Source organism: Parabacteroides sp. CH2-D42-20 (assembly GCF_003670185.1).
Lineage (GTDB): Bacteria > Bacteroidota > Bacteroidia > Bacteroidales > Tannerellaceae > Parabacteroides > Parabacteroides distasonis.
Genome location: NZ_RAYG01000043.1, coordinates 1 through 25,567 on the forward strand (window position 1 = coordinate 1; position 25,567 = coordinate 25,567).

Genomic DNA, 25,567 nt, shown 5'->3' on the forward strand with positions numbered 1-25,567 from the left:
AAGAGTAGGTAGCCGCCGTCTTGAAGAAGGCGATAGCCGATGGAGAGGAGTCAGTCCGTAAGGGGTGACTCCTTTTTCTGTTATATACACCAGCCGTCGTAGAGACCTAGCGTGCCGCATCTCGTATCGTCTGACGATATTCTAAGTTACCATTTGAAGGGATGAGACGCTGCACGCTACGTCTCTACAATTGGGTGAGATTTCATTGTTTGCTGAATCGGGAACAATAAAGTTCGTATCTTGCCGTTATATTAAGAATTCACCGAATGATTCTGATTTATGAGCAGCATATATGATTCTCGTCAAAGATGGAAATTAGGCTTTATTTTTGCCGCTGTATTGATCGCTATGGCTTCTGTGGTAGTCTCGGATCTCTTGATTAAAGATCTGGCCCGAGAAGAGCGTCAGAAGATCGAGGTTTGGAGTGAGGCAACCCGGGTCATGACCAGTGAGAATCCAAGCCTTAATATGAATCTTATCCTAAAAATCATCCAAGGGAATACTTCTATTCCTGTTATATTATGCAGCGAGACGGATAGCGTGGTTTCTTACAATAATATAGAGATTCCGGAAAAGAATGTAGCGCAGTTCATGACGAATAAGGTTAAGGAACTGAGAACCAAAAATCCTCCGATCGTAATTGACATGGAGGATGGTACTTACCAATATTTATATTACGATGATTCGATTATCTTAAAGCGACTGCTTGTTTATCCCTATGCGCAATTATCAGTTGTATTTGTTTTTATATTAATCGCTTTTTTAGCCTTGGCTAGTACAAAGAAGGCAGAACAGAATAAAGTGTGGGTGGGGTTATCGAAAGAGACGGCTCACCAATTAGGAACGCCTATATCCTCGCTAATCGCTTGGGTTGAATATTTGCGAACGAAAGATATAGATCCTTCTCTATTGACAGAGATGGATAAGGATGTGAAACGCTTACAAACGATAGCGGAGCGTTTCTCTAAAATCGGTTCAGATCCGGATCCGGTTCCGACAAATATCGTGGAATCCATCCGTGCGGCTTTGGGATATATGGAGACCCGTATTTCCTCGAAGGTGAAAATTAATACGTATTTGCCGGAGCGGCCGATATTGGTCTTAATGAATGATTCCCTGTTCGCTTGGGTAATCGAGAACCTGACGAAAAATGCGGTGGACGCTATGGAGGGGCAGGGTGAGATTTCGCTAAAAGTAGAGGAAAGAGAGAAGTTCGTGCTGATCGATTTGGCAGATACCGGAAAAGGTATCCCAAAATCAAAATTCAAGACGGTTTTCAATCCGGGGTATACGACCAAGAAACGTGGCTGGGGACTAGGCTTGTCCTTGGTAAAGCGTATTATCGAGTCCTTCCAAGGAGGAAAGATTTTCGTGAAGAGTTCGGAGTTGGGGAAAGGGACGACTTTTCGTATAAAATTGAAGAAATATAAGGGTTAAATCGTATTATAGGAAAAAATAAGCATAAAGGTATTGTTTTTGTATTTAGTTTTTTCGTACCTTTGCAAGGTTTTTACACTAAAAGGCTTTGGGGAAATTTAAATTATATAATGTAGATTTGAAAAATCTCTCTCCGGGAGTACACGAATTCGAGTATCTTTTGGAGAACAAGTTTTTTGTGGACATTGACGGAACCGAGGTCCAGAAGGGCAAAGTGAAGGTTCATCTTACCGTAAAACGGTCGTCAATGATGTTTGAGATGAACTTTCAGATAGAAGGGGTTGTTGTTGTTCCATGCGATAGATGCTTGGACGATATGGAAATTCCTATTGATACCCACAATCGTCTGGTGGTAAAATTCGGCAAGGAATATGCCGAGGAGAGTGATGAGGTTGTCGTGATACCGGAAGAGGAGGGCGCTATTAATTTGGCGTGGTTCCTGTATGAGTTTATCGCTTTGGCGGTTCCCATGAAGCATGTACATGCGCCGGGTAAATGTAATAAGGCAATGTCGTCTAAATTGAAGAAACATACCGCCAGAAGTTCGGATGAGACCGAAGACGATTTTGAGGATGACATGGGAGGTGATGATTTGGCGTTGGAAGATGACGGAAACGCTAGTCCTGCCGATCCTCGTTGGGATGCTCTGAAAGGTTTGCTAGAGAATGATAACAATTAAATAAATAAAACAATGGCACATCCTAAAAGAAGACAAGGTAAGACAAGAACAGCCAAGAGAAGAACTCATGACAAGGCTGTAGCTCCAACAATGGCAATTTGCCCGAACTGTGGCGCATGGCACATCTATCACACTGTATGTGGTGAGTGCGGTTATTACAGAGGTAAATTAGCGATTGAAAAAGAAGCTGCTGTGTAAGTTTGTCAACTTATATGGTTTGATGAACAAAAGAAATAGCCCTAAAAGTTTTTTTTAGGGCTTTTTTTTAATTGGGATAAGTAGTCCTTTTATTTTTAAAGTTATGGATAAGATAAATGCGGTTATCACAGGAGTGGGTGGATACGTTCCTGAAGATGTATTGACGAATGAGGATATTTCCAAGATGGTCGATACGACGGATGAGTGGATCATGACTCGTGTGGGTATTAAGGAGCGCAGGATATTGAAAGGGGAGGGCGTAGGACTCTCTTACATGGGTATACGGGCCGTGAAGCAATTGCTCGAGAAAACGAACCTGAATCCGGAAGAAGTAGAGGTTGTCTTGACCGCTACGACTACCCCGGATCATCATTTCCCGACAACTTCTTCTATCATCGCTTATCATACAGGTTGTAAGAACGCGATGACTTTTGATATGCAAGGTGCGTGCGCAGGCTTCTTGTATGCTTTGGAGACGGGCGCTAATTATATTCGCTCGGGGCGTTATAAGAAGGTGGTTGTCGTATCGGGTGATAAGATGACATCTATTACAGATTATCAAGATCGTTCTACTTGTCCTTTGTTCGGGGATGCTTGCGGAGCGGTCTTGTTGGAGCCAACTACCGAGGAGTTCGGTGTCTTGGATACTATTTTACGGACAGACGGCGTAGGCTATCCGCATCTGATCATGAAATCGGGCGGCTCGGCTTATCCTCCTTCTCACGAGACGGTGGATAACCGTGAGCATTTCGTTTATCAAGATGGGCGTGTGGTGTTCAAGTACGCGGTTTCTTATATGGCGGACGTGGCCGCTGAGATTGCGGAGAAGAATGGCTTGACGCATGATGATATCGCGTGGATCGTTCCTCATCAAGCGAACCTGCGGATTATCGACGCTACGGCGAAACGCTTGGGCGTAGATATGGATAAGGTGATGATCAATATCCAGAAATACGGCAACACAAGTGCCGGTACGATTCCTATTTGTCTATGGGAATGGGAGAATCAATTGAAAAAAGGAGATAACCTGATCCTTGCCGCTTTTGGAGCGGGCTTTACGTGGGGAGCGGTTTATCTGAAATGGGGGTATGATGGAAAAAAAGCATAAATCGGGTTTTGTCAATATCGTTGGAAACCCAAACGTAGGTAAGTCTACGTTGATGAATCGTTTGGTCGGGGAGCGGATCTCTATTATCACCTCGAAGGCGCAAACGACAAGGCATCGTATTATGGGTATCGTGAATACCGACGATATGCAAATCGTGTATTCTGACACGCCGGGAGTCTTGCGGCCGAATTATAAGTTGCAGGAATCCATGCTTAATTTCTCTCAATCCGCTTTAGGCGATGCCGACGTGCTGTTGTACGTGACGGATGTCGTCGAGACGATTGATAAAAATAATGAGTTCCTAGCGCGGGTACAGAGCATAGAGTGTCCGGTTCTCTTGTTGATCAATAAGATCGACCAGACCAATCAGCCGGAGCTGGAGAAGCTCGTGGCCCAGTGGAAGGAATTGCTTCCGAAGGCCGAGATCATCCCGATCTCCGCGCTTTCGAATTTCAATATAGATTACGTGAAGCGTCGGGTGGAGGAGTTGATGCCTGATTCCCCGCCTTATTTCGAGAAAGACGCCTTGACCGATAAACCGGCCCGTTTCTTCGTGACAGAGATCATTCGTGAGAAAATCTTGTTATATTATCAGAAGGAAATACCTTACGCGGTAGAAGTGGTCGTCGAGTTGTTCAAGGAGGATGATGAGCTGATCCATATCAAGGCGCTGATCATCGTGGAGCGTGATACCCAGAAGGGGATTATCATCGGGCATCAAGGGCAAGCATTGAAGAAAGTAGGTGCTATGGCCCGGAAGGATATCGAACGTTTCTTCGGGAAGAAGGTGTTTTTGGAAATGTTTGTCAAAGTGGAAAAAGACTGGCGTAACCGTGACAACATATTGAAGAACTTCGGTTATCAGCTGGACTAATAATAGCATACGAAAGGAGAATTTATGGGAAATATAGTAGCGATAGTGGGGAGACCCAATGTAGGTAAGTCCACCCTTTTCAACCGGTTGACGGGTACCCGTCAGGCGATCGTGAACGAGGAGGCTGGTACTACCCGCGACCGTCAGTACGGCAAGGTGGAGTGGACCGGCAAGGAGTTTTCGCTGATTGACACAGGCGGATGGGTGGTTAACTCGGAGGATGTTTTCGAGGAGGAGATCAACAAGCAGGTAAAAGTGGCTATCGAGGAGGCGGACGTGATCTTGTTCGTTGTCGATGTATTGAATGGCATCACGGATCTGGACATGGAGGTGGCGCAGATCTTGCGCCGTTGCAAGCGGCCGGTGATCGTGGTGGCGAACAAGGCGGATAATTACGAATTGCATCCGGCCTCGGCGGAGTTTTACTCGTTTGGCTTGGGAGATCCTTTCTGCATCTCGGCCATCAATGGTTCTTATACCGGGGATTTGCTGGATAAGATCGTGGCGACGTTGCCCGAGGAGAAGGTGGAGATACTGGAGGAGGAGTTGCCCCGTATCGCGATTATAGGACGCCCGAACGCGGGAAAGTCTTCTCTTATCAATGCTTTTATTGGCGAGGATCGGCATATCGTTACCGATATCGCGGGCACGACCCGTGATTCCATCTACACGAAATATAATAAATTCGGCTTGAACTTCTATTTGGTGGATACGGCGGGTATCCGTAAGAAGGGGAAGGTGAATGAGGACTTGGAGTATTACTCGGTGATCCGTTCGATCCGCGCGATCGAGAACTCGGATGTCTGCGTGCTGATGTTGGACGCTACGAGGGGCATCGAGAGCCAGGATATGAATATCTTCTCGCTGGTGCAGAAGAATAAGAAGGGATTGGTGGTTTGCGTGAATAAGTGGGACTTGGTCGAGGATAAGAGCCAGAAGGTGATCGACTCGTACACGACCGCTATCCGCGAGCGTCTGGCTCCGTTTACCGACTTCCCGATCTTGTTTATCTCCGCTCTGACGAAACAACGTATCCTGAAGGTGCTGGAGACCGCCAAGGAGGTTTACGAGAATCGCTCCAAGCGTGTCCCTACGGCCAAGCTGAACGAGGTGATGCTTCCGATCATCGAGAATTATCCTCCCCCAGCCTGGAAGGGTAAATATATCAAGATCAAATATATCACCCAGCTTCCGGCGGGCAGCGTGCCTTCTTTCGTGTTCTTCTGTAACTTGCCGCAATGGATCAAGGACCCGTACAAACGTTTCCTTGAGAACAAGATCCGCGAGAACTGGGATTTTACCGGTACGCCGATTAATATATTTATCCGGGAAAAGTAAATACTAGATACAAAAAAGCCGCTTCCTGTAATGGGGAGGCGGCTTTTTCTATTTAGAATAGGTCGGAATGCGTTCCGGTATCGGTGAAAAGCAAGATTAGCTCCGTGTCGTCTTGGCTCCATATCAGCAGCCAGTCTCCTTGGATATGGCATTCCCACAATCCGGCGTATTTGCCGGACAGCCTATGCGGGTGGTATTGGGAGGGAAGGGAACCGGTTGTTTCAAGCAAGTTGGATACTTGCTCGAATAAGTTCATATCATATCCTCTTTTTTGGCATAGCCTCAAGTTCTTCTTGAACTTTTTGGTATAGTTGATGGTATATTTCATCAGCCTAGGATTTGTTTCATCAAATCCTTTGTGCTTTCCGCATGATAAATCCTTCCTGCCTTCACGTCCTCCAAGGCCTCGTCCAATCCGGATTTCTTCTGTGCCTTTACCTTGCCTTCCAGCGAGGTGATGAATTTCTTCAAGATGTCGGCGTATTTCTCGGGGATGGTTACCTCGAATGTCTTTAAGGATGTCGTTGTCTCCATATCGTTCTGTTTTAGGAATTTCCTTCGCGAATATACGGAATAAAAAGAGAAGGGGAATTGTTTTCCTTCTCTTTTTATTTCCCGCTTCCGCGTCGGGAGGGAGGGACGTGACGGTTAGATCTCGTCCGGGCTCTCGGAGTCTCCGCCGGGCGTAGGCTCGGGTGTAGGCTCGGGAGCGGGCGCCGGTTTCTTGGCGGAGGCCATGCGCTGGTTGTAGGCGGCGGTGGTCTCGGCGATCAGCTGGTTGAGGGCGGCGATGAAGGCGGTCGCTTTCTCGGACGGCTTCGCTACGCTATGGGACTGGGCCAGCAGGGTGAGGTCGTCGTAATAGACGTCGATCCGCTTGCGCAGGTTGGCGCCGCTTTCCTTTTTGGAGGTGGTCCGGTTTTGGACGCGTTGCTGCGACAGGCGGTCGTAGGCGTTATTCTCTTTCTCCAGTTCGGCGAGGTAAGCGTCGAGGCCGAGCGTGGTGACGTACGGCTTGTTCTCGTCCTTGCGCAAATCCAGCAAGAGGCCCTTTATCTTGGCGGTCTCCTGCGCCATGGGGAGGCGGGCGATGCCGTTATAGGGTTTGATGACCTTGTATAGGTACTTGCCCGCGTCACGCTCGGCCTCCAGCGGGAGGGTACCGGCCCGTGAGATGCGGGTGATGATATAGATGGCGAGGTTGTCGCGGTTGGTATCGTGCAAGGTCATTTGCTCGGTCTCCTGCGAGGTACGGCTCTCGTCCACCACGTCGGCCATGGCGAGGAGGTCTGCCTCGTAGGTATCGAGGAATTCTTTGGTGAGGCCCAGCTCGGGGATGCCGTCGCTGCCGGTCAGCAGGGAGATCTCGTCGGGGGACTCGGAATCGCCGCCACCGCTGTTTCCGTTGGCTAGGTCGAGGACGTGGTTCATGAAGGAGAGGTACTCGGCGTTGTTGAAAAGAGAGAGCGGAAGTGTCTTGATTTTTGTGTAAGTACTCATGGTAAATTTGATTTAGAGTTTAAAAACTTCTCTAAGTTAGGGATATTTGCTGAATAAGGGCTTCTTAGGTCTAAAAAATGGGGATTGAATGGCGCGAATAATCATCTTAGGCCTAAGAAATGGCTTTTCAAGGGTGAAAATAGGCTTTTTAGGCCTAAGAAATGGTTTTGCGGCCTTGAAAGTCCCTTCCTAGGCCAAGGAAATCACTTTTCACGGTTGAAAAACTATCTTTTAGCCCTAAGAAGTCATTTTTCACCCTTCGAGGGCATTTCTTAGGGCTAAGAGACATTAAGAATCTGATTGTTTTGCGAATGTTTTAAAAAAACACGATCTTTGCGATGTATTGGAAAAATAACGTAGAAGCGTTTCGATATTATCTTGCATTGAAATCTGGACAATTTCAACCCAACAAGATAATGAGAAAGTAGCTCCTGCGCTTGTGCTTGTTATATACTTATCCTAAAGGTGAATTATATGCAATCATAAAGCGTGGGACTATTGTCTTATTATTGTTGGGTGGGCAGTCCAGAGCCTCAATGCAGTGATAAGCGATGGTTCTCACGCTTCTTTTATTTGTTAACCTCATTTTTTGGGAACAAAATGAGCAAAGATGAGAAAATTATGAATAAAGTGAATCTCTTTAGGCGTTATCTGGTTGGACTATTGTTTCTGTCTTTCTTCTTCCCTATTAAGGCCGCTATTTCTTATTGGGATGGCCATAGTTATTCTACAAGCTGGTATGATCCTAGTAAATCGGTCTATTACATCCAATCAGCGGAAGATTTGTGTGGATTATCTTACTTGTTGCGCCCTGGAAGTTATGAGGATTTTGAGGGCAAGGAGGTTATCTTAATGGTCGATATTAATTTGAATGGTTATGAATGGGAGACGTTGGGTCGTATAGAAGGATCTTATTATTATGCATTTAATGGTGTATTCAACGGTAATGGAAAAACTGTCTCTGGTTTGAAAATAACTAAAATAAATAATGGAACAATACGTACAACCGGCCTGTTTGGGGTCGTGATGGAGCAGGGTACTATTATCAAAAATCTTACCGTGGAAGGTGATATTAATATAGGTAGTCGTGGAACTGTGGATATTGGTGCTATTGCTGGAACAAGCATGGCGACCATTTATAATTGTATATCAAAGGTTAATATATCAGTGAATTCATCGGATGCCTCATCAGATATCAATGTGGGAGGTATTGTTGGAAAAGCTTATGGTATGGTTCGAGATTGCCAGACTTATGGGAATATCCGTATAAACCAAGATGGTATCAGTGGTTGCCGAGTTGGAGGAATTGCGGGGTCAAGCGTGACCGCTGATATAGGAGCCGGAATAATTCGTTGTAAATCTGCTTCTGATATTACGGTAATTGGAGGAAAAGACGCAATGGTCGGAGGTATCTCCTCGCTTATTAGGGAAAATAATGAAAATAATTTGTATACAGGATGTGTTGATGTCAATGGTTGTCATTTCTCCTATGTGGGTGGTATTGTCGCTTCCATGAGTTCGGAAGTCAAAAATTGCCTGATGTTAGGCTCTTTTACCGGATACGGCGATTATTATTATAAGGGAGCGATTATGGCAACGCAAGAACAAAGTGTAATTATAGATGATTGTTATTATAGAGAGGGATTGCCTAACGCTGCGAGTTATGGATATCCTGTTGCGGAAGCAGAATTATATAGTGGGTCGTCTCTTCCCGGCTTCGATCCTAGTATATGGAATTTTCGTGAAGGGGAATATCCTGATTTGTTTTTTGAGTTTGAGGATTTGATCGAAATGCCAGCTGTCGATCGTATAGAATTGGATAAAACAGATTTAACATTAGAGATTGGTGATGCTATTAGATTGTATCCTACACTATATCCTTCAGGAGCCACAGGTAAAATAGTGTGGAGTTCATCGGATGATTATGTAGCTGTCGTGAATTCCAGCGGATTAGTGGTGGCAAGGAATGGAGGAATAGCTTATATCTCGGTAAGTATGACGGATAATTTATCTATTTCAGATGTTTGCCGTGTGACTGTGAATAAATCACCAACCGCTAATGAGAGTGTTCCGGTTGACGATCTTGAAGTTAGGGGACTGGAAGGTTCTATCATGATCAATGCGACTATGCCGCAAGACTTTTGTATTTATGCATTAAATGGAGAAATAATAAATCAAGGAAAACTTATGGGCGGAGAGAATATTATCTCTGTTTTAAAAGGAATATATATTGTTAAGGTGAAGAATTATATCAAAAAAGTAATAGTTCTTTAGGATTTTTCTGTTAAGTAATGCTGCGGTGTAGTCTACTTTAACCTTCTCCACTCGGATTTCTTGGCGAATGGGGAAGGTTTCATTATTTCGTATAATCGTTATTTTTGTACCATATAGTGGTGGCTCTTTCAAGCCTCCCCCCATTCCTGTACAAGTAATCCGGAGCGAAATCTGCCCCATTGTACCATTCGAGCGCCCAGTGGGTGAGTCCGAACTGGACGAAATTTCGGAGGTCTTTCAATGGCTCGAAAAGTTTCCCTTTCAGTAAAGGGAGGAAGTTCACTAATTTCACCTTACCGTTGCTAAATTCCAATCGCATGGTATAGCCCTTTACATATTCCACGCCAGTGACGCATATTAAATCTATATCTTCAGTCATAACTTTTTCTCTTTTAAATGGGTCTTAGGGAATTTTCATCACGAATATATGGAATAAAAAAGATAAGGGTACGAGTTCGTCTCTCTTTTTTGTCTTTCTTTCATCCACATTTCCTTGAAACCCTTGGAATCCCCATTTATAATCGTACCTTTATGTCTCTTTACCTTAAAAATTAAAAATAATCATGTTTACGCCATCAATGACAAACGAGGAAATAGAGGCAGTGGCCTATAAGGACTTTCTGGAGATCCGGGGAAGAGTGGAAATCGCGAAGGATAAATTCGTACAAAGGGTGAGATGCACGCCACCGGGATTTTGGGCCTTGCATTCCTTGCAGGAGACACATACCCTCCAGACCCGCTCCAAGAATACATGGACTGTATATTTCTATTATTTGTACACGACACCGGCCGGTGCCGTGAAAGTCTCATCTATGATCTACACCTCCCTGCCGGGAGATGAAGGCACGGATTACCTGTTTATGAATAATCTCGACCGCTTCCGGCTGGAGAGGGTGAGCTCGCGTTTCTCGCGACAATACGAGGAACGCTATATCGACCCGAACCAGATCCAATTGAACGGCCTTCTGCCCGCTATCTATTTCATGAGGACTGCGGGCGACCGGAAGATCGCTCCCTACACTCCCGATACATGGACCGAGGAGGAGAAGAAGGACAAATATCTCTTCGTGTCGGAGCAAGGGATCATGGAGGCGAAGCTGGAGGGGCGTGTGGAGACTTATCTTACTTTCAGGAAGCCGGAACAATCGGATGATTAATAAGTAGAGGGCGAGGTTGATACCCCGCCCTCCCGATAACTAGATAGATACCTTCGGGCTTATCTTTTCAGAAGATCGATCCTCTCGCTGGGCAACAGTACCGCATGAACCTTCTCCGTTACCCGCCCCTTCACGTTGAAGGAATCCCTTAGGCGGATGTCGGCGGCGGAGGAGCCGATCTGCGCCTCATATTTACCGGACTCTACGACCCAATGACTGGCGCTCTCGTCGAAGGAGGCCAGATCCGTATCTTTCACCTTGAAGATGATCTCACGGCTCTCGCCCGGCTGGAGGAGTTGGGTCTTGGCGAAACCTCTCAACTCTTTCGCTGGTTTATCCATGCTCTTGCCGGGGGCGGAGATATATAGCTGGACCACTTCCTTCCCGGCTACCGGGCCATTGTTCGTGATCGTGCAACTGATGCTGTAGTCCGTATCGCCCATGAACACTTTCAAGCTCGAATAATTGAAAGTAGTATACGACTGTCCGTAGCCAAACGGATAGGAGACGGGCACGCCGAACGTATCGAAGTAACGGTAGCCCACGTAGATACCCTCCTCGTAGTTGGTATAGTCAATATTCTTACGATCCGTATGCTCCGGGCCTCCTCCCATGAAGCCGGCTAACATTTCTTTCAAGTCGATACCCGAAGCGTCCGGGAAATTCTTCGTGGAGGCTACGTCGGCGATGCTCACTGGGAAAGTCATCGGGAGCTTACCGGAAGGATTCACCTTTCCGGACAGGATATCGGCTACCGTGTTACCCCCTTCCTGCCCGGCTTGCCAAGCCAATAGGATGGCGTCCGGTTCCGATTTCCAGCTGGCGGTCTCGATCACGCCCCCGATATTCAAGATTACGACCACCTTCTTCCCTTCCTTATGGAAAGCGTCGGAAACCGATTGGATCAACGCTCGCTCATTTTCCGTCAGGTTGAAATCTCCCTCGATCTTCCGGTCTTGGAACTCTCCCGAGCTACGGCCTATCGTAACGAAGGCGATATCCGCCTCTTTCGCCTTAGCGGCCAGCCCTGCGGCATCCGGTACGAACTCCGGGATACGAGGGTGGTTGAAGAAAGCGGCGGCGGGACTCGTGTCTTTCGGCTGTTTCGCCTTTTCTTCGGTACTGTATTTCTCGTATAAGGCTTTCACTTCGGCGTCCATGGTATAACCGGCGTTCTCCAGACCTTCCACGAGGGATACGGTATAAGCCTCGTTCACGTCGCCGCTGCCGGTGCCTCCGGCGATAAAATCGTACGAGGTGGTACCGTAAGCCGCTATCTTCTTGATACCCGGGGCCAGCGGCAAGGCATTATTCGTATTCTTTAATAAAACCATACCTTCGGAAGCGGACGCACGGGTTACCTCGGCGTGAGCTTTCAGATCCGGTTTGTCGGAATGGGCGTATTGGGCAAAGCGGGGGGTTTGAAGGATCAGTCGTAATACACGGGTTACGTCTGTATCCACGTCGTCGATAGAGAGAGAACCGTCCTCAAGCGCTTTTAGGAGGGCCTCTTTCTGGTCCGGCCGTCCGGGCATCAGCAGATCGTTTCCGGCGTGGATCTGGGCGGGGGCGTTCTTGCCGCCAAACCAGTCGGTCATGACAAGGCCGCTAAAACCCCATTCGTCACGGAGGATGGTCGTTAGCAAATCACGGCTTTCGGAGGCATACTCACCATTTATCTTATTGTAGGAAGACATGACCGTCCACGGGCTTGCCTCTTTTACGACTATCTCGAAACCTCTTAGGTAAATCTCCCGCAAGGCACGAGGGGTGAGGCGGGCATCCGTTCCCGTCCGGTTGGTCTCTTGATTATTGACGGCGAAATGCTTGATGGAGGTTCCCACGCCATTGCTTTGGATACCGTTTACCATCGCTGTCGCTATCCGGCCCGTCAAGTAGGGATCTTCGGAATAATACTCGAAGTTACGTCCGCAGAGAGGGCTTCGGTGGATATTCAGCGCGGGGGCCAAGAGTACGTCGCAACCGTATTCTTTCACCTCGTCGCCCATGGCGTTGCCTACGTTTTTGACCAATGCGGTGTTCCATGTGGAGGCTAGCAAGATAGCGACCGGGAATGCCGTGCAATAATAGGTCGCCTCGTTCCCCTCGCGAGTCGGGGAGATACGTAATCCGGCGGGACCGTCGGCCACTACGATAGCGGGGATTCCCAGACGTTCGATCGGGAAGGTCGTTCCGGCGGCTCCCGGCACTATATTTTGTGTGCTGCCGACTACGGCTGATTGGCCGCCGAATCCGGGCATTCCGGTTCCGACTAACAGGGATACTTTCTCTTCGGCAGTCATGGCGGCTACGACTTTCTCGATAGGATCTTTACCCAATTGCGGCAAGGTTTGGGAGTGCCCTACTTGCATGGCCATCGTAAGGCATGCGCCCATTAATAGTTTGTTCATATAGAATGGTTTTTGTGTTTTTCAGCACCCCAAAAATAGGCGAAGGAATCGAGGCGGACAAAGAAAAAGAAAGGTATCGGAGGTAAGGATTTCGTTTTTTGATGAATATCAAACATTGTAGGGGTTTGATGATATATTTAGGGGACGCAGACTGCGTGCTCTGCGTAGTCTGCGTCCTGTACTATTTATAATGTATTCAGAAGTTTATGAATCTCATTAACCATCTGCGTAGCGAATTCTTGTGTCTCGGATAAACCTTCCGGAGTGATCTTGGCAACCGTCTTGTTCAACTTCTCGAGTTTGCCTTTAGCTCCTTTTGTTGTCAGCTCTTCCCGGAGGATGCGGATCTTCTCGCAATCTTGTATACCTTCGACCAAACGTTCGAAGCGGATGCTACTGCGTGGACCGGGATAAATACTGTATGTATCGCCTGCTGCCCAAGTGCGGAAACGTGAATCACGCAGAGGATCGGCGGTCCAGCTATTGACAGCCCAACGTAGATAACCGTCGTAACCACCGGCTACGGCGTGCAAGACCGTCCACGCCGCTTCCGCCGGATCGGAGAAGGTAAAGGTATTCGGGAACGCTTCCGCGCAACAGGTATAAACGGTACTGATCTGTCCCGCTTTATCACGGGCAGCCTTTACGTCTTCTGGGAATTTATGTCCATAGGGAATACTTAAATAGTATAAGTCCGATTGAATTTCCGGATGATAATTTCCGGCCAGCGTGATCTTGAACTCCGGATCGGCTTGCTTGATAACCTTGATCGCCTCACGCATCGCCTCCATCGGACGCTCGTCCATAGAGATAGCGGTTTTCTCGAACCAACCTTTCTCGCGAAGGTGGCGGGAGAAATCTTTTAGGAAAGTACCCCAATAGTCTGCGTAAGCGGCGTCACCCGGTTTAGTGTTGAGGAATTGTACACGATTTGTCGCCTCGTCGTAATAATCGAAAGATAAAGCCCAAGGGATCATGGTGTAGCAACTGATCATATCATCGATACCGATCTCGTTCATCATGAATTCCACCCATTTGTCGAAGACGGCGTAGTCATATACCCAAGTGCCGTCTATCTTCTTGATCCGGGTGATCATACTATCGAAATGATCCTCCGTCTGTCCGGCCCAAGGTTTGTGCATGATACTAGTGGTGATAGCGCGCTGTCCGGCGTTCGCCAGCATTTTCATGATCGGGCGCATAGCGTTGAAATGCTCTTTACTCCAAAGAGGAACTTGGTAGTAACGGGCCACGGAATACGGGTTCTGCCATAAGTCCAGATGGAAAGCCCAGTCCTTCGGGGCGGGAAGTGTGCGGTTCAATACGTCCACTTCTATTTGTAATTCCATGGGGGAGGCATTTTTTCCCGTGACGGTCAATGTCCCTTTATATTTACCGGCTTTCGCGGATTGAGGTACCCAGATATTCATCCAGATCGGCTGGGTGGTGCGTGCCTTGATATCACGGATCTTTACGATATCCAATACATCGGCTACGACGGAGGAATCCCATTCCGCCTTATTCTCTCGGTGGCCGCAACCGCCTTTACGGTCTTTATTCAACTCATCGGTCATGACGTAACGGACAAAGTTCGTCGTGATAGCGGAGGATGGGATGATGGAAGAACCGCTCTTCAAGTCACTCACGGTGATAGAGGCATCCTCGAGTCCCGCCTTGGTCCATAACACGGCTTGCGCGTTTACCCGTTCCCCTTTCCATGCTTTCGTCTGCCAGCGATTGCTTTTCTTGACATCGGGAATACTGAGTTTCGGATATCGTATATCGGTCGTACCCCAGCTTAATTGGGTTGGGGCCGATAACTTGTCCCAGATCTCGTCGCTGTCATGCGGTTTCGTGTCGGTCAATTCCGTATAGTCGCCTAGCGGGTATTTCTCGGATTGCTGGGCTACGGTAAAAGAACTTAGTGCCAGAAAGGCACAAAGGATGAAAGTGTTTTTCATACGATTGCTTATTTTAGAATATTAACTAGGGCAAAGATAGGAATTAGTTGACAGTTGTCAACTGTCAACTAGCCTTTTATAGTGGCATACGAGCAGATTCCCCTCATCATCGTATAAGTGCATCCCGTTGCCTTCGCAATAACGGAACATCTTACAATCCGCGCATTCCCCTTTTTTAGCCCACTGGCGGTTACGATACGGTTTAAACTCATTATTCCAGATATCAATGAAATCGTCTTTATAGATGTTCCCTTGGTGGAAGTTCGCCCGTATACTGGGACAACCGGAGATAGCGCCATCAGCGAGGACAGAGGCCGTATTGATACCGGCGTTGCATTGGAAAATCGAGTCTCTCACCTCTGCCTCATAATTCCCGAGGAAGCCCTCACAGCCGTAGCTAACGTGTATCTTACCCTCTTTCCGGCAGAAGCGGATGAAGTTCATGACCCATGTGAACTGTTCGTTCGTCAGTTGCAAATCCGTCTCAGTCGCGGCACGTCCAACTGGGAAGATCGTAAAGATACGCCACCGTTTTACGCCCATCTCGATCAAGAAATCCTTGAAGAGCATCAAATCCTTGAAGTTGCGTTGGTTTACGCAAGTCACCACATCCCAGATGATCTCCTTTTCCTCGGCCAACATACAGATGGCATTCAGTGCCTTCTCGAAACTTTTAAGATTACGGCGAAGCCAGTTATGCGCTTCCTCGAAACCATCCAAGCTGATAGTTGCCGAGTGCAATCCGGAAGCCAAGAGCGAGTCGAGCCGTTCCCGGGTCATCAGATAACCATTGGAGACGATCCCCCAAGGATATCCCCTGCGATACAGTTCCAACCCGCATTTCTCGATATCCTTACGAACCAGCGCCTCGCCTCCGGTGAAGATGACGAGCACTTTGTTCGGCTCGACGTAAGGCGTGATATCGTCTATGACTTTCAGGAAGTCTTCGACAGGCATATCCGGGACAGAGGCCGAGACATGGCAATCGCTCCCGCAATGACGGCAGGATACATTACAACGAAGCGTACACTCCCAAAAGAGTGTACGCAATTCATGTAATTTAGCCCTGTTCTTCTTGATACTTCGAAAAAGCTCTAGGGCGATACGTTTTTTGATGTTTGGGCGTTTGTCCATATTTTATTCTTTTTTCTCTTTAAGTTTGATGTCGGGGATGTTAACCTCCGCTTTCCCATGGAACCAAGATTTACCTCCCTCAAATCCTTCGATCTTGACATCTATCGAATCCGTCTCGAATGATCCGTTTTCAGGCCCGTCAATATCTTTAGCGATAATGCGTACGATGCCCATTGGGGAATCCTCGAATTTTATATCGTAACTTCCGTCTTTTGGGGTTTGGGGCGATTTATATATTTCGTTTATATATGAGGGAGATAATACGTTATTATATATGCCCCCATAGTTGATCTCTATTCCTTGGATGGGATCTCCGTTCATATCTGTAACTTTTCCTTTCAACTCGTATTCTGCGTAAGGGCTACCATACTCATCTGTAGCGCCACAGGAAGTAACGCTGAAGCCTAGTAGAGAAAGAAGCCCCGCTAAAATCCAGTTAAAACCTTTTAATATGAAATGATAAACTGTTTCCATTTTCTAGTTTTTGCGTGTTAGTTGGAAGTTAATTTCTTTTGATCCTTTACCTATTAACATCCCTTTCCCTTGTAATAATTCAATTTCGGCGAAATTTACGATAATAGAATCAGTTTTGCAAGCGTTTGGGTCATTCCAATACGAAGATAATTTTGTGTAGATGGTATGTTCGATAGCCGTAGCCTTATCGTAGGTGAATTGATATCGTCCGGTCTCATCCGTGATGGCCGGAAAGCTGGAAAGGTCGTCCTCTTGAGTAGGGGTATATGCCGGTGAGGTTAAGATTGCGACTCCGGCCAGCGGATAGCCTTGATCATCAGTTACTTTTCCGTAGATCGTGTACAATGCGTAAGGTTCCGTATGTGTATCTACATATTCCTTAAGTGTGATCTTGATTTCCTTAGAGGCACTACCTTCGTACCATCCATCACCTCCGGTAAGTTCCTCGCTGTCGAAGATTACTTGAGTCGTATCGGATGCGAATTGTCCTCCGTTCATTTCTTCGTCTATGTCTTCCGTGATGAATCGGTATTTTAGGATCGGAAAATCAGTTTTCTTCCAATCAAACTCTCCGTTAGCGTCGGTCCTTACGGTATCGGTATGCAGCCATCCGTAAGGATAAATTCTTGCGTCATTTCGATTGATACGTATTTGGGCGTTAGGTATCGGATGATCGTTTGTATCCACGACTTTTCCTTTTATCTGAAAATTGGCGTAAGGAGTGCCATATTCACAAATTATGGGACCTTCTCCCTCGTCGTCAGTGCAGGAGAAACCTAAAAGCATTAATAAACTCGCCAATACGCAGTTGGCTTTTTTCAACAATTGCAAGTGCATCCTTTTCATGGTGTAAATTATTTTTATTTACGATTCTATTTATTTGATGAATGGGGCAGCAAAATAGTTGCATGCGAATGCGTAAGAAAATGTGATGACTTTTTGTATCTTTGCCACTTCAATGTAACAGATCAATTTATGAGAGATTTCATACGTATTTTAAAGCGTTTCGTTCCCCCTTACAAAAAGTATATGGTTCTGAACATCGTGTTCAATGTACTTTCCGCTATCTTGAACCTGTTTTCTTTCGCCTTGATTATCCCGATCCTTCAGATCTTGTTTAAGATGGATGAGGGGAATTACACCTTTATGGATTGGAATTTTAACGCGGGAAGCTGGGAGTCGTGGAAAGCCTTGCCTGAGTTGATCAAAAATAACTTTTTTTGGTATGTATCCGATCTGATAGAGGTACACGGAGGTTCGTTCGCCTTGATTATGTTGGGAATCTTCCTGATCGTGGCGACTTTCTTGAAAGTGGCGACCATGTATCTGGCCTTTTATACGATGATCCCGATTCGAACCGGAGTCGTTCGTGATATCCGTAATCAGATTAACAAGAAGATTACGCAGTTGCCGTTGAGCTTTTTCTCGGAGGAGCGAAAAGGGGATATTATCGCCCGTGTATCCGGAGACGTGAACGAGATTGAGACATCCATCATGAGTTCATTGGACATGTTATTCAAGAACCCGATCCTGATCGTGATCTATCTGGTGGGTATGATCGCTATCAGTTGGCAACTTACCGTGTTCGTCTTGATCCTGCTGCCGTTGGCGGGTTACGTAATGGGACAAGTCGGCAAGAAATTGAAACGGAAGTCTTTGGAAGGACAGCAACAATGGGGATTCCTGATGAGCCAGATCGAGGAGACATTAGGCGGACTCCGTATTATCAAGGCCTTTAACGCCGAGAAGAAGATACAAGACCGCTTTGAGCGAAGCAATGATACTTTCCGCCGGTTGACGAACCGTATCTATCGCCGCCAACAAATGGCGCATCCGATGAGCGAGTTTTTGGGAACCGTTACGATCGCTATCGTACTTTGGTATGGAGGTACGCTGATCTTGAGCGCGAATAGCCCGATCGACGCTCCTACGTTTATTTATTATCTGGTTATTTTCTATAGCATTATCAATCCCGCGAAAGATCTAAGTAAGTCGGTTTATGCGATCCAGAAAGGTCTGGCCTCTATGGAGCGTGTCGATAAGATCTTGAAGGCGGAGACGGATATCCATGACCCGGAACATCCGAAGAAGATCGCCTTGAAAGAGAAAATCAGTTATAAAGATGTTTGGTTTAAATATCAGGAAGCTTGGGTCTTGAAAGGAATCAATCTGGATATCCGGAAAGGAACAACCGTGGCTTTGGTCGGTCAATCCGGTTCGGGTAAAAGTACCTTGGTGGATCTATTGCCTCGCTTTTATGATGTGAATAAAGGGAATATCCGTATTGATGATACGGATATCCGTGAGGCCACCCTTTTCGATCTTAGGGGATTGATGGGAAATGTCAATCAAGAGGCTATCTTGTTTAACGATACCTTCTTCAACAATATCGCTTTTGGAGTGGAAGGGGCTACGATGGAACAGGTGGAGGAAGCCGCCCGCATCGCCAACGCTCACGATTTTATCATAGCGAGTGAGAAAGGTTACGATACCAATATCGGCGACCGGGGTGGAAAACTGTCCGGCGGACAACGCCAGCGAATCAGTATCGCCCGTGCGATCTTGAAGAATCCCCCGATCTTGATCTTGGATGAGGCCACATCCGCCTTGGATACGGAATCCGAGCGTTTGGTACAAGAAGCGTTGGAGAACTTGATGAAGAACCGTACGACCGTAGTGATCGCCCACCGTCTCTCTACGATCCGTAACGCGGATGAGATCTGTGTGATGCATGAGGGTGAGATCGTAGAACGGGGCAAACACGAGGAGTTGTTAGCCTTGGACGGCTATTATAAACGATTATGTGATATGCAAAGCTTTTAGGGTGATACTGCAACCCGGGTTGCAGTGGATCGCCTCTTCGGCTTTTGATGGAAAAACAATAACAAGGAATAATCGTATGAATATGAAAGGACTTTATTTGATTTTGTTATCGTTCCTTTTCGGTTGTAATTTGCCGGATATGCAGACTGGGAAGGAGGTCTCTTATTATTTTGACCAACCAGCGCAGATATGGGAAGAAACTTTGCCTTTGGGAAACGGCCGTATCGGTATGATGCCGGATGGTGGTATTGAGCGGGAGAATGTGGTCCTGAATGAGATCTCCCTGTGGTCCGGAAGTAAGCAAGATACGGACAATCCTTATGCGTATTACTCTTTGGCGAATATTCGTCGCCTCTTATTTGAGGGACGGAATGACGAGGCACAGGATTTGATGTATAAAACTTTCGTCTGCAAAGGGACCGGGAGTAATCTGGGGGACGGTGCGAACGCTCCGTATGGGAGTTACCAATTATTCGGAAATCTAGTGCTGAGATATACGTATCCGAATGAATCGGATTCTATCGCTGAGTATCGCAGGCGGTTGAACCTAAGCGAGGCTATCGCTTCCGTCTCTTTTAAAAGGGGGAATGTGAATTATCAACGGGAAATGTTTACCTCTTTTTCCGGGGATCTGGGAGTGATTCATTTGGTAGCGGATGCGGATCGGGCCTTGAATTTCTCATTAGGTATGAATCGTCCGGAACATGCGGCGATCTTTTTGGACGGAAAGGACTTGCTGATGCAGGGACAATTGCCGGACGGGGTGGATACGTTGGAGATGAAAGGGATGCGTTTCGCCTCTCGTGTCCGTATCGTCTTGCCGAAGGGGGGAGATTTGACCGCAACGGATAGTAGTTTATCGGTGCGAAGTGCCTCGGAAGCGATTATCTTGGTAAGTTTAGGTACGGATTATTTCGATAAAGACGGCGTCGGACAATCCTTGGAAAAATACTTATCGCAAGCGGAATCTAAGGATTTCTCCACCTTGCGCCGGGAACATACACTCGCTTATCGCTCCCTGTTTGATCGGGTCTCTCTGGATTTGGGAAAAGGCGAAAGGGATCATCTTCCGATCAATGAGCGTTTGGCCGCTTTCGCTCAAGATAAGAACGATCCGGGATTGGCGGCTTTATATTTCCAGTTCGGTCGATATTTATTGATTTCCTCGACCCGGCAGGGATTACTGCCCCCGAATTTGCAGGGCTTGTGGTGTAATACGATTCATACGCCTTGGAACGGGGATTATCACCTAAATATTAATTTACAGATGAATCATTGGCCAGCGGAGGTAACGAACCTTTCCGAGTTGCACCTTCCGCTAATCGAATGGACGAAACAGCAGGTCCCTAGCGGCGAACGCACGGCCAAGGCTTTTTATAACGCACGGGGATGGGTCACGCATATTTTAGGTAATGTCTGGGAGTTTACCGCCCCGGGCGAACATCCGTCGTGGGGAGCGACGAATACATCCGCCGCATGGCTATGCGAGCATTTGTACACGCATTACCAATATACATTGGATAAGGCGTATTTGAGGGATGTTTATCCGACGATGAAAGGGGCTGCCCTATTCTTTGTGGATATGTTGGTGCAAGATCCCCGAACTAAATATCTAGTGACGGCACCTACGACCTCTCCGGAAAACGCTTATAAAATGCCAAACGAAAGTGTCGTGAGTATTTGTGCCGGATCGACGATGGATAATCAGATCTTGCGGGAATTGTTTACGAATACCATTGAGGCCGCCGGGATTTTAGGCGTGGATAGCGCGTTCGCTGCTGAGTTGGCGGCGAAACGAGATCGCTTGATGCCAACGACGATCGGTAAAGACGGCCGTATCATGGAATGGCTCGAACCGTATGAGGAGGTAGAGCCTACCCATCGTCATGTCTCTCATTTATATGGGCTTTATCCCGGGAATGAGATATCGATAGAGCATACGCCAGTGTTGGCTGAGGCGGCTCGTAAATCCTTGGAGGTCCGTGGTGATCAAAGCACGGGCTGGTCGATGGCTTGGAAGATTAATTTCTGGGCTCGTTTACAGGATGGCGATCATGCTTATAAATTGTTGGGTGATTTGTTACGTCCCTGCGTAGATGAACATACGAAGGAGGTGAAGGGAGGAGGCTCTTATCCTAATTTGTTTTGTGCCCATCCTCCTTTCCAGATCGATGGTAATTTTGGAGGAACAGCCGGTATTGCGGAGATGCTGATACAGAGTCAATCCGGATTGATCGAGTTCTTGCCCGCTTTGCCATCCGCTTGGAAAAATGGAAGCTTTAGCGGTTTAAAAGTCCGGAATGGCGGGGAGGTGTCGGCTAAATGGACGGAAGGTCTGTTGACGGAAGCTCGATTGAAAGCGATCGTTCCCGGTTCTTTCCAGATCAAGCTTCCGGCGAATTCCGCGAACATGAGCCTCAAAAAGAACCAAAAGCCGGTTTCCCTACCTGTAGTCGATGGAAAAGTAACAGTGGACTTGTTACAAGGGGAAGAGTTTGTGTTGCAATTCTAAGTTACCATTCTGAGGGGATGAGACGCGGCATGCTGCGTCTCTACAACAAATGAGAAAAATTTAATATAACGGCAATCTATAAATGAAACCGATCGAAAGGCGTGCGGTGTCGTCCAAAGAGGCATCGAGCGCCTTCGCTCGTTCAGAGAGGTTATATTTTTTACCTATGGCGGTCAAGAAGATATGCAGATTATCATCGGCCATCGGATAGAACTCAAGTCCTCCTTGATACCCCCATGCCGTACGGTATTTACCTTTCTCGTAAGCGTCGTAGGCTTTATAGATCGACGCGCTTTCATACATTCCTTTCGCGAATAGTTGCCATTTGGGATGGAAACGATATTGTATCTCTCCCACCAGCGAAAGATAATCGATGTTTTGCATACGAACCGGTGGTTCCGGTTCCTCTTCCTCTTCTCCGGCGACTTCGGGCTGAGTCAATTCGGTCAATAATCCTAACGGATCTAATTTCCCCCGTGAATACATGGCATCGAAATAAGCATAGACCGGTCCAGCCTCTATACTTTGACCGGTAAAGACGCTATACATATATTTCCCTTGGGCTTGCTCCGCGGCGGATACGGAGTACCGTAAATGAATCAACTCATCCAGAAAGTTACCGTTCCAGTTCAATGTGTAAAACAAGGGAACCCTCGGTTTCTTAAATCCTTCCGGCAGACGTCCATACTCATCCTCCATCGATCCCATACGGCTGTTCGTCACCTGTAAGCGGATCTCTTGCGACTCATTCGGCTGATACCCCAGCCCGATTCCCGTGAGGTAGCAAAGGGAGTATTCATTCATATCGCTGTACTCATAAATAAGCAAAGGATTCTCGTCGTACTCAAAACCACCGTAAAACACATCTTGCTTTCCGGCGGTTAAGGTAAAACGCTCATTCAATTTATAGCCGATATACGCGTATTCGATCGACTCATTCAAATTCTCCAAGGCTTGCCCCTCATAACCGCCATTCAGTATTTGTCGATACCAGTAGAATAACCGATCGTTCACTTCTCCGGTAACATCAATTTTGACATCCCTGAAACGAAAGGCGGCTTCATCCAGCTTCCCCGAGAAAAAGTCCGCGTTGAATCCTGCGTGCATCTCCAAGTCCAGATTGAAAACCTTGTTGCGTTTCGGAATCTTAGTCGCGTATTCAAAAAGAGATACCGAAGAAGAATCCCGCTCTGGGATCGGAGAATTTGTCTGAGCGTAAGACGTTAACGCGGAACCGATAAATAAGAAGGCCGACAGCCAAGCCACTGTGAGTCGTTTCATTTACTGATGTTAATTATTAAAGTGGCCGCGAAGATACGAATTATTGCTCGGTTTTGCCCATATGCTTCATGACTTTAGCGTCCAGATAGAAAATGAGCTCTTCCGCTATATTCGTACAATGATCTCCGAAACGTTCCATTTTCCGGATAACACCGGCCATATATAACCCTGCCAATGCGCTACCTTTATGCTCCTCTATATATTTGGCGATAATAGCGGTAGAATTATGATTGATCTCATCGATCAAATTATCCTTCAAGAAGATACGGGAAGCGATCTCTGAGCTTTCTTTCTCAAAAGCCTCTTTGGTGAGTGAGATCATGCTTAATAACTCCGACAGCATTTCTTCTACCCGGGTTTCCTTGACCAGTTGCGGGTCAATCGGTTCCCCCTCGGGAAGGTTTCCTGCGAAACGGGCGATGCTTTCTGCGAAATCTCCCAGACGCTCTAGGTTTGTATTAATCTTATACATCGCCAATACGAAACGTAGGTCGATCGCTACCGGTGCGTACAAGGCGATGATATCCTCGCAATCACTGTCGATCTTTAGCTCGAAAGCATTTACCCGGCGTTCCCGGCTGATTACCTTATAAGCGAGTTCCTTATCTCCGGTAAGCATAGCCTCCCCTGCGTTGTATAATTGCTGGTGAACCAATGCCCACATCTCACTGATACTATTTTTTAAAGAATGAATCTCCTGCTCTATAACCTTCATACTCTTCTAATTTTCAATTTTTAATTTTCAATTACCCAAACCGTCCGGTAATGTAATTCTGTGTAGACTCTTTCTCCGGATTGGTGAAAATCTTCCGGGTATTATCATATTCAATCAATTCCCCTAAATAGAAATATCCGGTCTTGTCGCTAACACGAGCCGCTTGTTGCATATTATGGGTAACGATTACGATCGTATAATCATTTTTCAGCTCATGTATCAAATCCTCGATCTTACTGGTTGAAATCGGGTCCAACGCGGAAGTCGGCTCGTCCATCAACAAGATAGAAGGCGAGATCGCCAAGGCACGGGCGATACATAAACGTTGCTGTTGTCCGCCGGAAAGAGCGAATGCCGATTCTTTCAGTTTATCCTTTACCTCGTCCCAAAGGACGACCTGCTTTAAAGTCTTGACCACCGTCTCCTCAATATAATTCTCATCGTTGACACCGTTTACCCGCAGGCCATAAGCGACATTCTCATAAATCGTCTTAGGAAAAGGATTCGGTTTCTGGAAAACCATCCCCACGTTTTTACGTAAGCGATCCACTTTCTCACTTTTCGTATAGATATCTCTTCCATCAATTAGGATCTGACCTTCCATGCGAGTGCCCGGAATCAAATCATTCATGCGGTTGAACAGGCGGAGGAAAGTAGACTTTCCGCAACCGGACGGTCCGATGAAAGCGGTGGACGTATTCGGCTCTATCTCCATGGAAATGTTCTTCAACGCATGGAAATCCCCATAATAAAAGTCTACGTTTTTAGCATCAATCTTTATCATAATTGTCTTATTTTTTTAATTCATTTTTACCTTCTTGGCGAAATAACTACGCAAGGCATTTGCCAAAAGGTTTACTAATAATACGATGACAATCAGTACGAGTGCCGTGCCATAAGCCATTCCCCGGGAAGCCTCGATATCCGTACCGCTTGTAGATATAACATATAAGTGATAGGGTAATGCCATACATTGGTCGAAAATACTTTTCGGTAATTGCGGCAAGAAATAAGCGGCCACCGTAAAAAGGATAGGAGCGGTCTCTCCGGACACACGCCCGATCGAAAGAATCAATCCCGTAATAATATTGGGGAACGCCATCGGTAGCACGACCCTGCGAATGGTCTGCAATTTCGTAGCTCCTAACGCTAGGCTACCGTGGCGGAAAGAATCATCGATACTTTTCAAAGCCTCTTCCGTCGTACGGATGATAAGTGGCAAGGACATCAGCGCCAAGGTAAACGAACCCGCTATAATAGAGTCTCCCCATCCCAAGGTGCTTACGAATAGAGACATACCAAATAACCCGAAAACAACGGATGGGACACCACTTAGATTATTCGTCATGATACGGATGAAGCGGATGAGTTTCCCGTTCGTGGCGTACTCGTTCATATAAATACCACTCATGATGCCGATAGGAAAACTAATCAAGCTACTTCCGATCACTAAATAGAGTGTACCTACGATAGCCGGAAAAATCCCCCCGGAGGTCATGCCCTCTTGGGGTGCTTGTGTCAGGAAATCCCAACTGATCACGCTCGCTCCCTTTAAGATAATGAATCCCAGTATTACGAATAAGATCACTACGACCAAATAACTCAGGAAAGAAAAGAAACCGAAAGCAACCTGTTGAGAGGCCCGTTTCCTCTTGTCTATATTCCCTAAATGTTGAATAGGTGCCATATCT

At 46.8% G+C, this 25,567-nt stretch carries 23 protein-coding genes; 10 read left to right on the forward strand and 13 right to left on the reverse strand.

What is annotated here, in order from left to right; all coding sequences use genetic code 11:
- Window positions 1-279: 279 nt before the first annotated feature.
- The 6 genes from D7V92_RS20075 to der all read left to right on the forward strand — a co-directional run bounded on the left by D7V92_RS20075 (window position 280) and on the right by der (window position 5,634).
- On the forward strand, window positions 280-1,437 hold the full coding sequence (locus D7V92_RS20075; protein WP_087346999.1) for a HAMP domain-containing sensor histidine kinase: 1,158 nt from the start codon (window positions 280-282) through the stop codon (window positions 1,435-1,437).
- Window positions 1,438-1,525: 88 nt separating this feature from the next.
- Window positions 1,526-2,116 carry a DUF177 domain-containing protein gene (locus D7V92_RS20080; RefSeq protein ID WP_005867041.1) on the forward strand — a complete coding sequence of 197 codons (591 nt, stop codon included), beginning with the start codon at window positions 1,526-1,528 and terminating at the stop codon, window positions 2,114-2,116.
- Window positions 2,117-2,128: 12 nt separating this feature from the next.
- On the forward strand, window positions 2,129-2,314 hold the full coding sequence (gene rpmF, locus D7V92_RS20085) for a 50S ribosomal protein L32 (RefSeq protein ID WP_005634607.1): 186 nt from the start codon (window positions 2,129-2,131) through the stop codon (window positions 2,312-2,314).
- Between the two features lie 103 nt (window positions 2,315-2,417).
- A complete protein-coding gene (locus D7V92_RS20090) occupies window positions 2,418-3,422 on the forward strand; it encodes a beta-ketoacyl-ACP synthase III (RefSeq protein WP_008779906.1) in 1,005 nt (334 codons plus the stop codon).
- Window positions 3,406-4,296: a GTPase Era gene (gene era / locus D7V92_RS20095; RefSeq protein WP_008773803.1), complete on the forward strand. Its 891-nt coding sequence runs from the start codon at window positions 3,406-3,408 to the stop codon at window positions 4,294-4,296. Before D7V92_RS20090 ends, era begins: the two co-directional genes overlap by 17 nt.
- A gap of 24 nt (window positions 4,297-4,320) precedes the next feature.
- Window positions 4,321-5,634 carry a ribosome biogenesis GTPase Der gene (der, locus tag D7V92_RS20100; RefSeq protein ID WP_044545262.1) on the forward strand — a complete coding sequence of 438 codons (1,314 nt, stop codon included), beginning with the start codon at window positions 4,321-4,323 and terminating at the stop codon, window positions 5,632-5,634.
- A 52-nt stretch (window positions 5,635-5,686) separates the two neighbouring features.
- On the opposite strand, the gene D7V92_RS20105 is transcribed toward der, so the two are convergent.
- The 3 genes from D7V92_RS20105 to D7V92_RS20115 all read right to left on the reverse strand — a co-directional run bounded on the left by D7V92_RS20105 (window position 5,687) and on the right by D7V92_RS20115 (window position 7,134).
- Window positions 5,687-5,962, reverse strand: a complete 276-nt coding sequence (locus D7V92_RS20105) for a type II toxin-antitoxin system YafQ family toxin (RefSeq protein ID WP_121773637.1) — start codon at window positions 5,960-5,962, stop codon at window positions 5,687-5,689.
- A complete protein-coding gene (locus D7V92_RS20110; RefSeq protein ID WP_005867049.1) occupies window positions 5,962-6,168 on the reverse strand; it encodes a hypothetical protein in 207 nt (68 codons plus the stop codon). Before D7V92_RS20110 ends, D7V92_RS20105 begins: the two co-directional genes overlap by 1 nt.
- Before the next feature lie 114 nt (window positions 6,169-6,282).
- Entirely contained in the window at window positions 6,283-7,134 is an 852-nt protein-coding gene (locus tag D7V92_RS20115; RefSeq protein ID WP_121773638.1) for a DUF6261 family protein, read from the reverse strand.
- A 621-nt stretch (window positions 7,135-7,755) separates the two neighbouring features.
- Here D7V92_RS20115 and D7V92_RS20120 point away from each other — a divergent pair.
- Entirely contained in the window at window positions 7,756-9,408 is a 1,653-nt protein-coding gene (locus tag D7V92_RS20120) for an Ig-like domain-containing protein (RefSeq protein ID WP_121773646.1), read from the forward strand.
- A gap of 82 nt (window positions 9,409-9,490) precedes the next feature.
- Here D7V92_RS20120 and D7V92_RS20125 read toward each other — a convergent pair whose 3' ends face one another.
- Window positions 9,491-9,787: a DUF2442 domain-containing protein gene (locus tag D7V92_RS20125; protein WP_121773639.1), complete on the reverse strand. Its 297-nt coding sequence runs from the start codon at window positions 9,785-9,787 to the stop codon at window positions 9,491-9,493.
- Between the two features lie 184 nt (window positions 9,788-9,971).
- On the opposite strand from D7V92_RS20125, the gene D7V92_RS20130 reads away from it, so the two are divergent.
- Window positions 9,972-10,565 (forward strand): hypothetical protein, encoded by a 594-nt coding sequence (locus D7V92_RS20130; RefSeq protein ID WP_057328123.1) that lies wholly within the window; start codon window positions 9,972-9,974, stop codon window positions 10,563-10,565.
- Between the two features lie 59 nt (window positions 10,566-10,624).
- Here the strand turns inward: D7V92_RS20130 and D7V92_RS20135 are convergent, their stop codons facing one another.
- The 5 genes from D7V92_RS20135 to D7V92_RS20155 form a co-directional block, all read right to left on the reverse strand.
- Window positions 10,625-12,976, reverse strand: a complete 2,352-nt coding sequence (locus D7V92_RS20135; RefSeq protein WP_121773640.1) for a glycoside hydrolase family 3 N-terminal domain-containing protein — start codon at window positions 12,974-12,976, stop codon at window positions 10,625-10,627.
- 185 nt (window positions 12,977-13,161) lie between these two features.
- Window positions 13,162-14,937 (reverse strand): DUF4091 domain-containing protein, encoded by a 1,776-nt coding sequence (locus D7V92_RS20140; protein ID WP_121773641.1) that lies wholly within the window; start codon window positions 14,935-14,937, stop codon window positions 13,162-13,164.
- 57 nt (window positions 14,938-14,994) lie between these two features.
- On the reverse strand, window positions 14,995-16,071 hold the full coding sequence (locus tag D7V92_RS20145) for a TIGR04133 family radical SAM/SPASM protein (RefSeq protein ID WP_121773642.1): 1,077 nt from the start codon (window positions 16,069-16,071) through the stop codon (window positions 14,995-14,997).
- Window positions 16,072-16,074: 3 nt separating this feature from the next.
- Window positions 16,075-16,545 carry a radical SAM-associated putative lipoprotein gene (locus D7V92_RS20150; RefSeq protein WP_121773643.1) on the reverse strand — a complete coding sequence of 157 codons (471 nt, stop codon included), beginning with the start codon at window positions 16,543-16,545 and terminating at the stop codon, window positions 16,075-16,077.
- A gap of 3 nt (window positions 16,546-16,548) precedes the next feature.
- Window positions 16,549-17,391: a radical SAM-associated putative lipoprotein gene (locus D7V92_RS20155; protein WP_121773644.1), complete on the reverse strand. Its 843-nt coding sequence runs from the start codon at window positions 17,389-17,391 to the stop codon at window positions 16,549-16,551.
- Between the two features lie 129 nt (window positions 17,392-17,520).
- Between D7V92_RS20155 and D7V92_RS20160 the strand changes: the two genes are divergently transcribed.
- Together D7V92_RS20160 and D7V92_RS20165 are read left to right on the forward strand one after the other, a co-directional pair.
- Window positions 17,521-19,368: an ABC transporter ATP-binding protein gene (locus D7V92_RS20160; protein ID WP_005853867.1), complete on the forward strand. Its 1,848-nt coding sequence runs from the start codon at window positions 17,521-17,523 to the stop codon at window positions 19,366-19,368.
- Between the two features lie 82 nt (window positions 19,369-19,450).
- The gene (locus tag D7V92_RS20165) at window positions 19,451-21,880 is read left to right on the forward strand and encodes a glycoside hydrolase N-terminal domain-containing protein (protein WP_121773647.1); all 2,430 of its coding nucleotides are present in this window, start codon (window positions 19,451-19,453) and stop codon (window positions 21,878-21,880) included.
- 60 nt (window positions 21,881-21,940) lie between these two features.
- Here the strand turns inward: D7V92_RS20165 and D7V92_RS20170 are convergent, their stop codons facing one another.
- Genes D7V92_RS20170 through pstA form a run of 4 tightly spaced genes read right to left on the reverse strand, consistent with a single transcriptional unit; the run spans window position 21,941 to window position 25,563 of the window.
- Window positions 21,941-23,161 (reverse strand): OprO/OprP family phosphate-selective porin, encoded by a 1,221-nt coding sequence (locus D7V92_RS20170; RefSeq protein ID WP_121773645.1) that lies wholly within the window; start codon window positions 23,159-23,161, stop codon window positions 21,941-21,943.
- Window positions 23,162-23,201: 40 nt separating this feature from the next.
- Window positions 23,202-23,876 carry a phosphate signaling complex protein PhoU gene (gene phoU, locus D7V92_RS20175; RefSeq protein WP_005853873.1) on the reverse strand — a complete coding sequence of 225 codons (675 nt, stop codon included), beginning with the start codon at window positions 23,874-23,876 and terminating at the stop codon, window positions 23,202-23,204.
- 31 nt (window positions 23,877-23,907) lie between these two features.
- Window positions 23,908-24,660, reverse strand: coding sequence for a phosphate ABC transporter ATP-binding protein PstB (pstB, locus tag D7V92_RS20180; protein WP_005867076.1), 753 nt, complete (start codon window positions 24,658-24,660; stop codon window positions 23,908-23,910).
- 15 nt (window positions 24,661-24,675) lie between these two features.
- Window positions 24,676-25,563 carry a phosphate ABC transporter permease PstA gene (gene pstA, locus D7V92_RS20185; protein ID WP_005867077.1) on the reverse strand — a complete coding sequence of 296 codons (888 nt, stop codon included), beginning with the start codon at window positions 25,561-25,563 and terminating at the stop codon, window positions 24,676-24,678.
- Window positions 25,564-25,567: the final 4 nt, after the last annotated feature.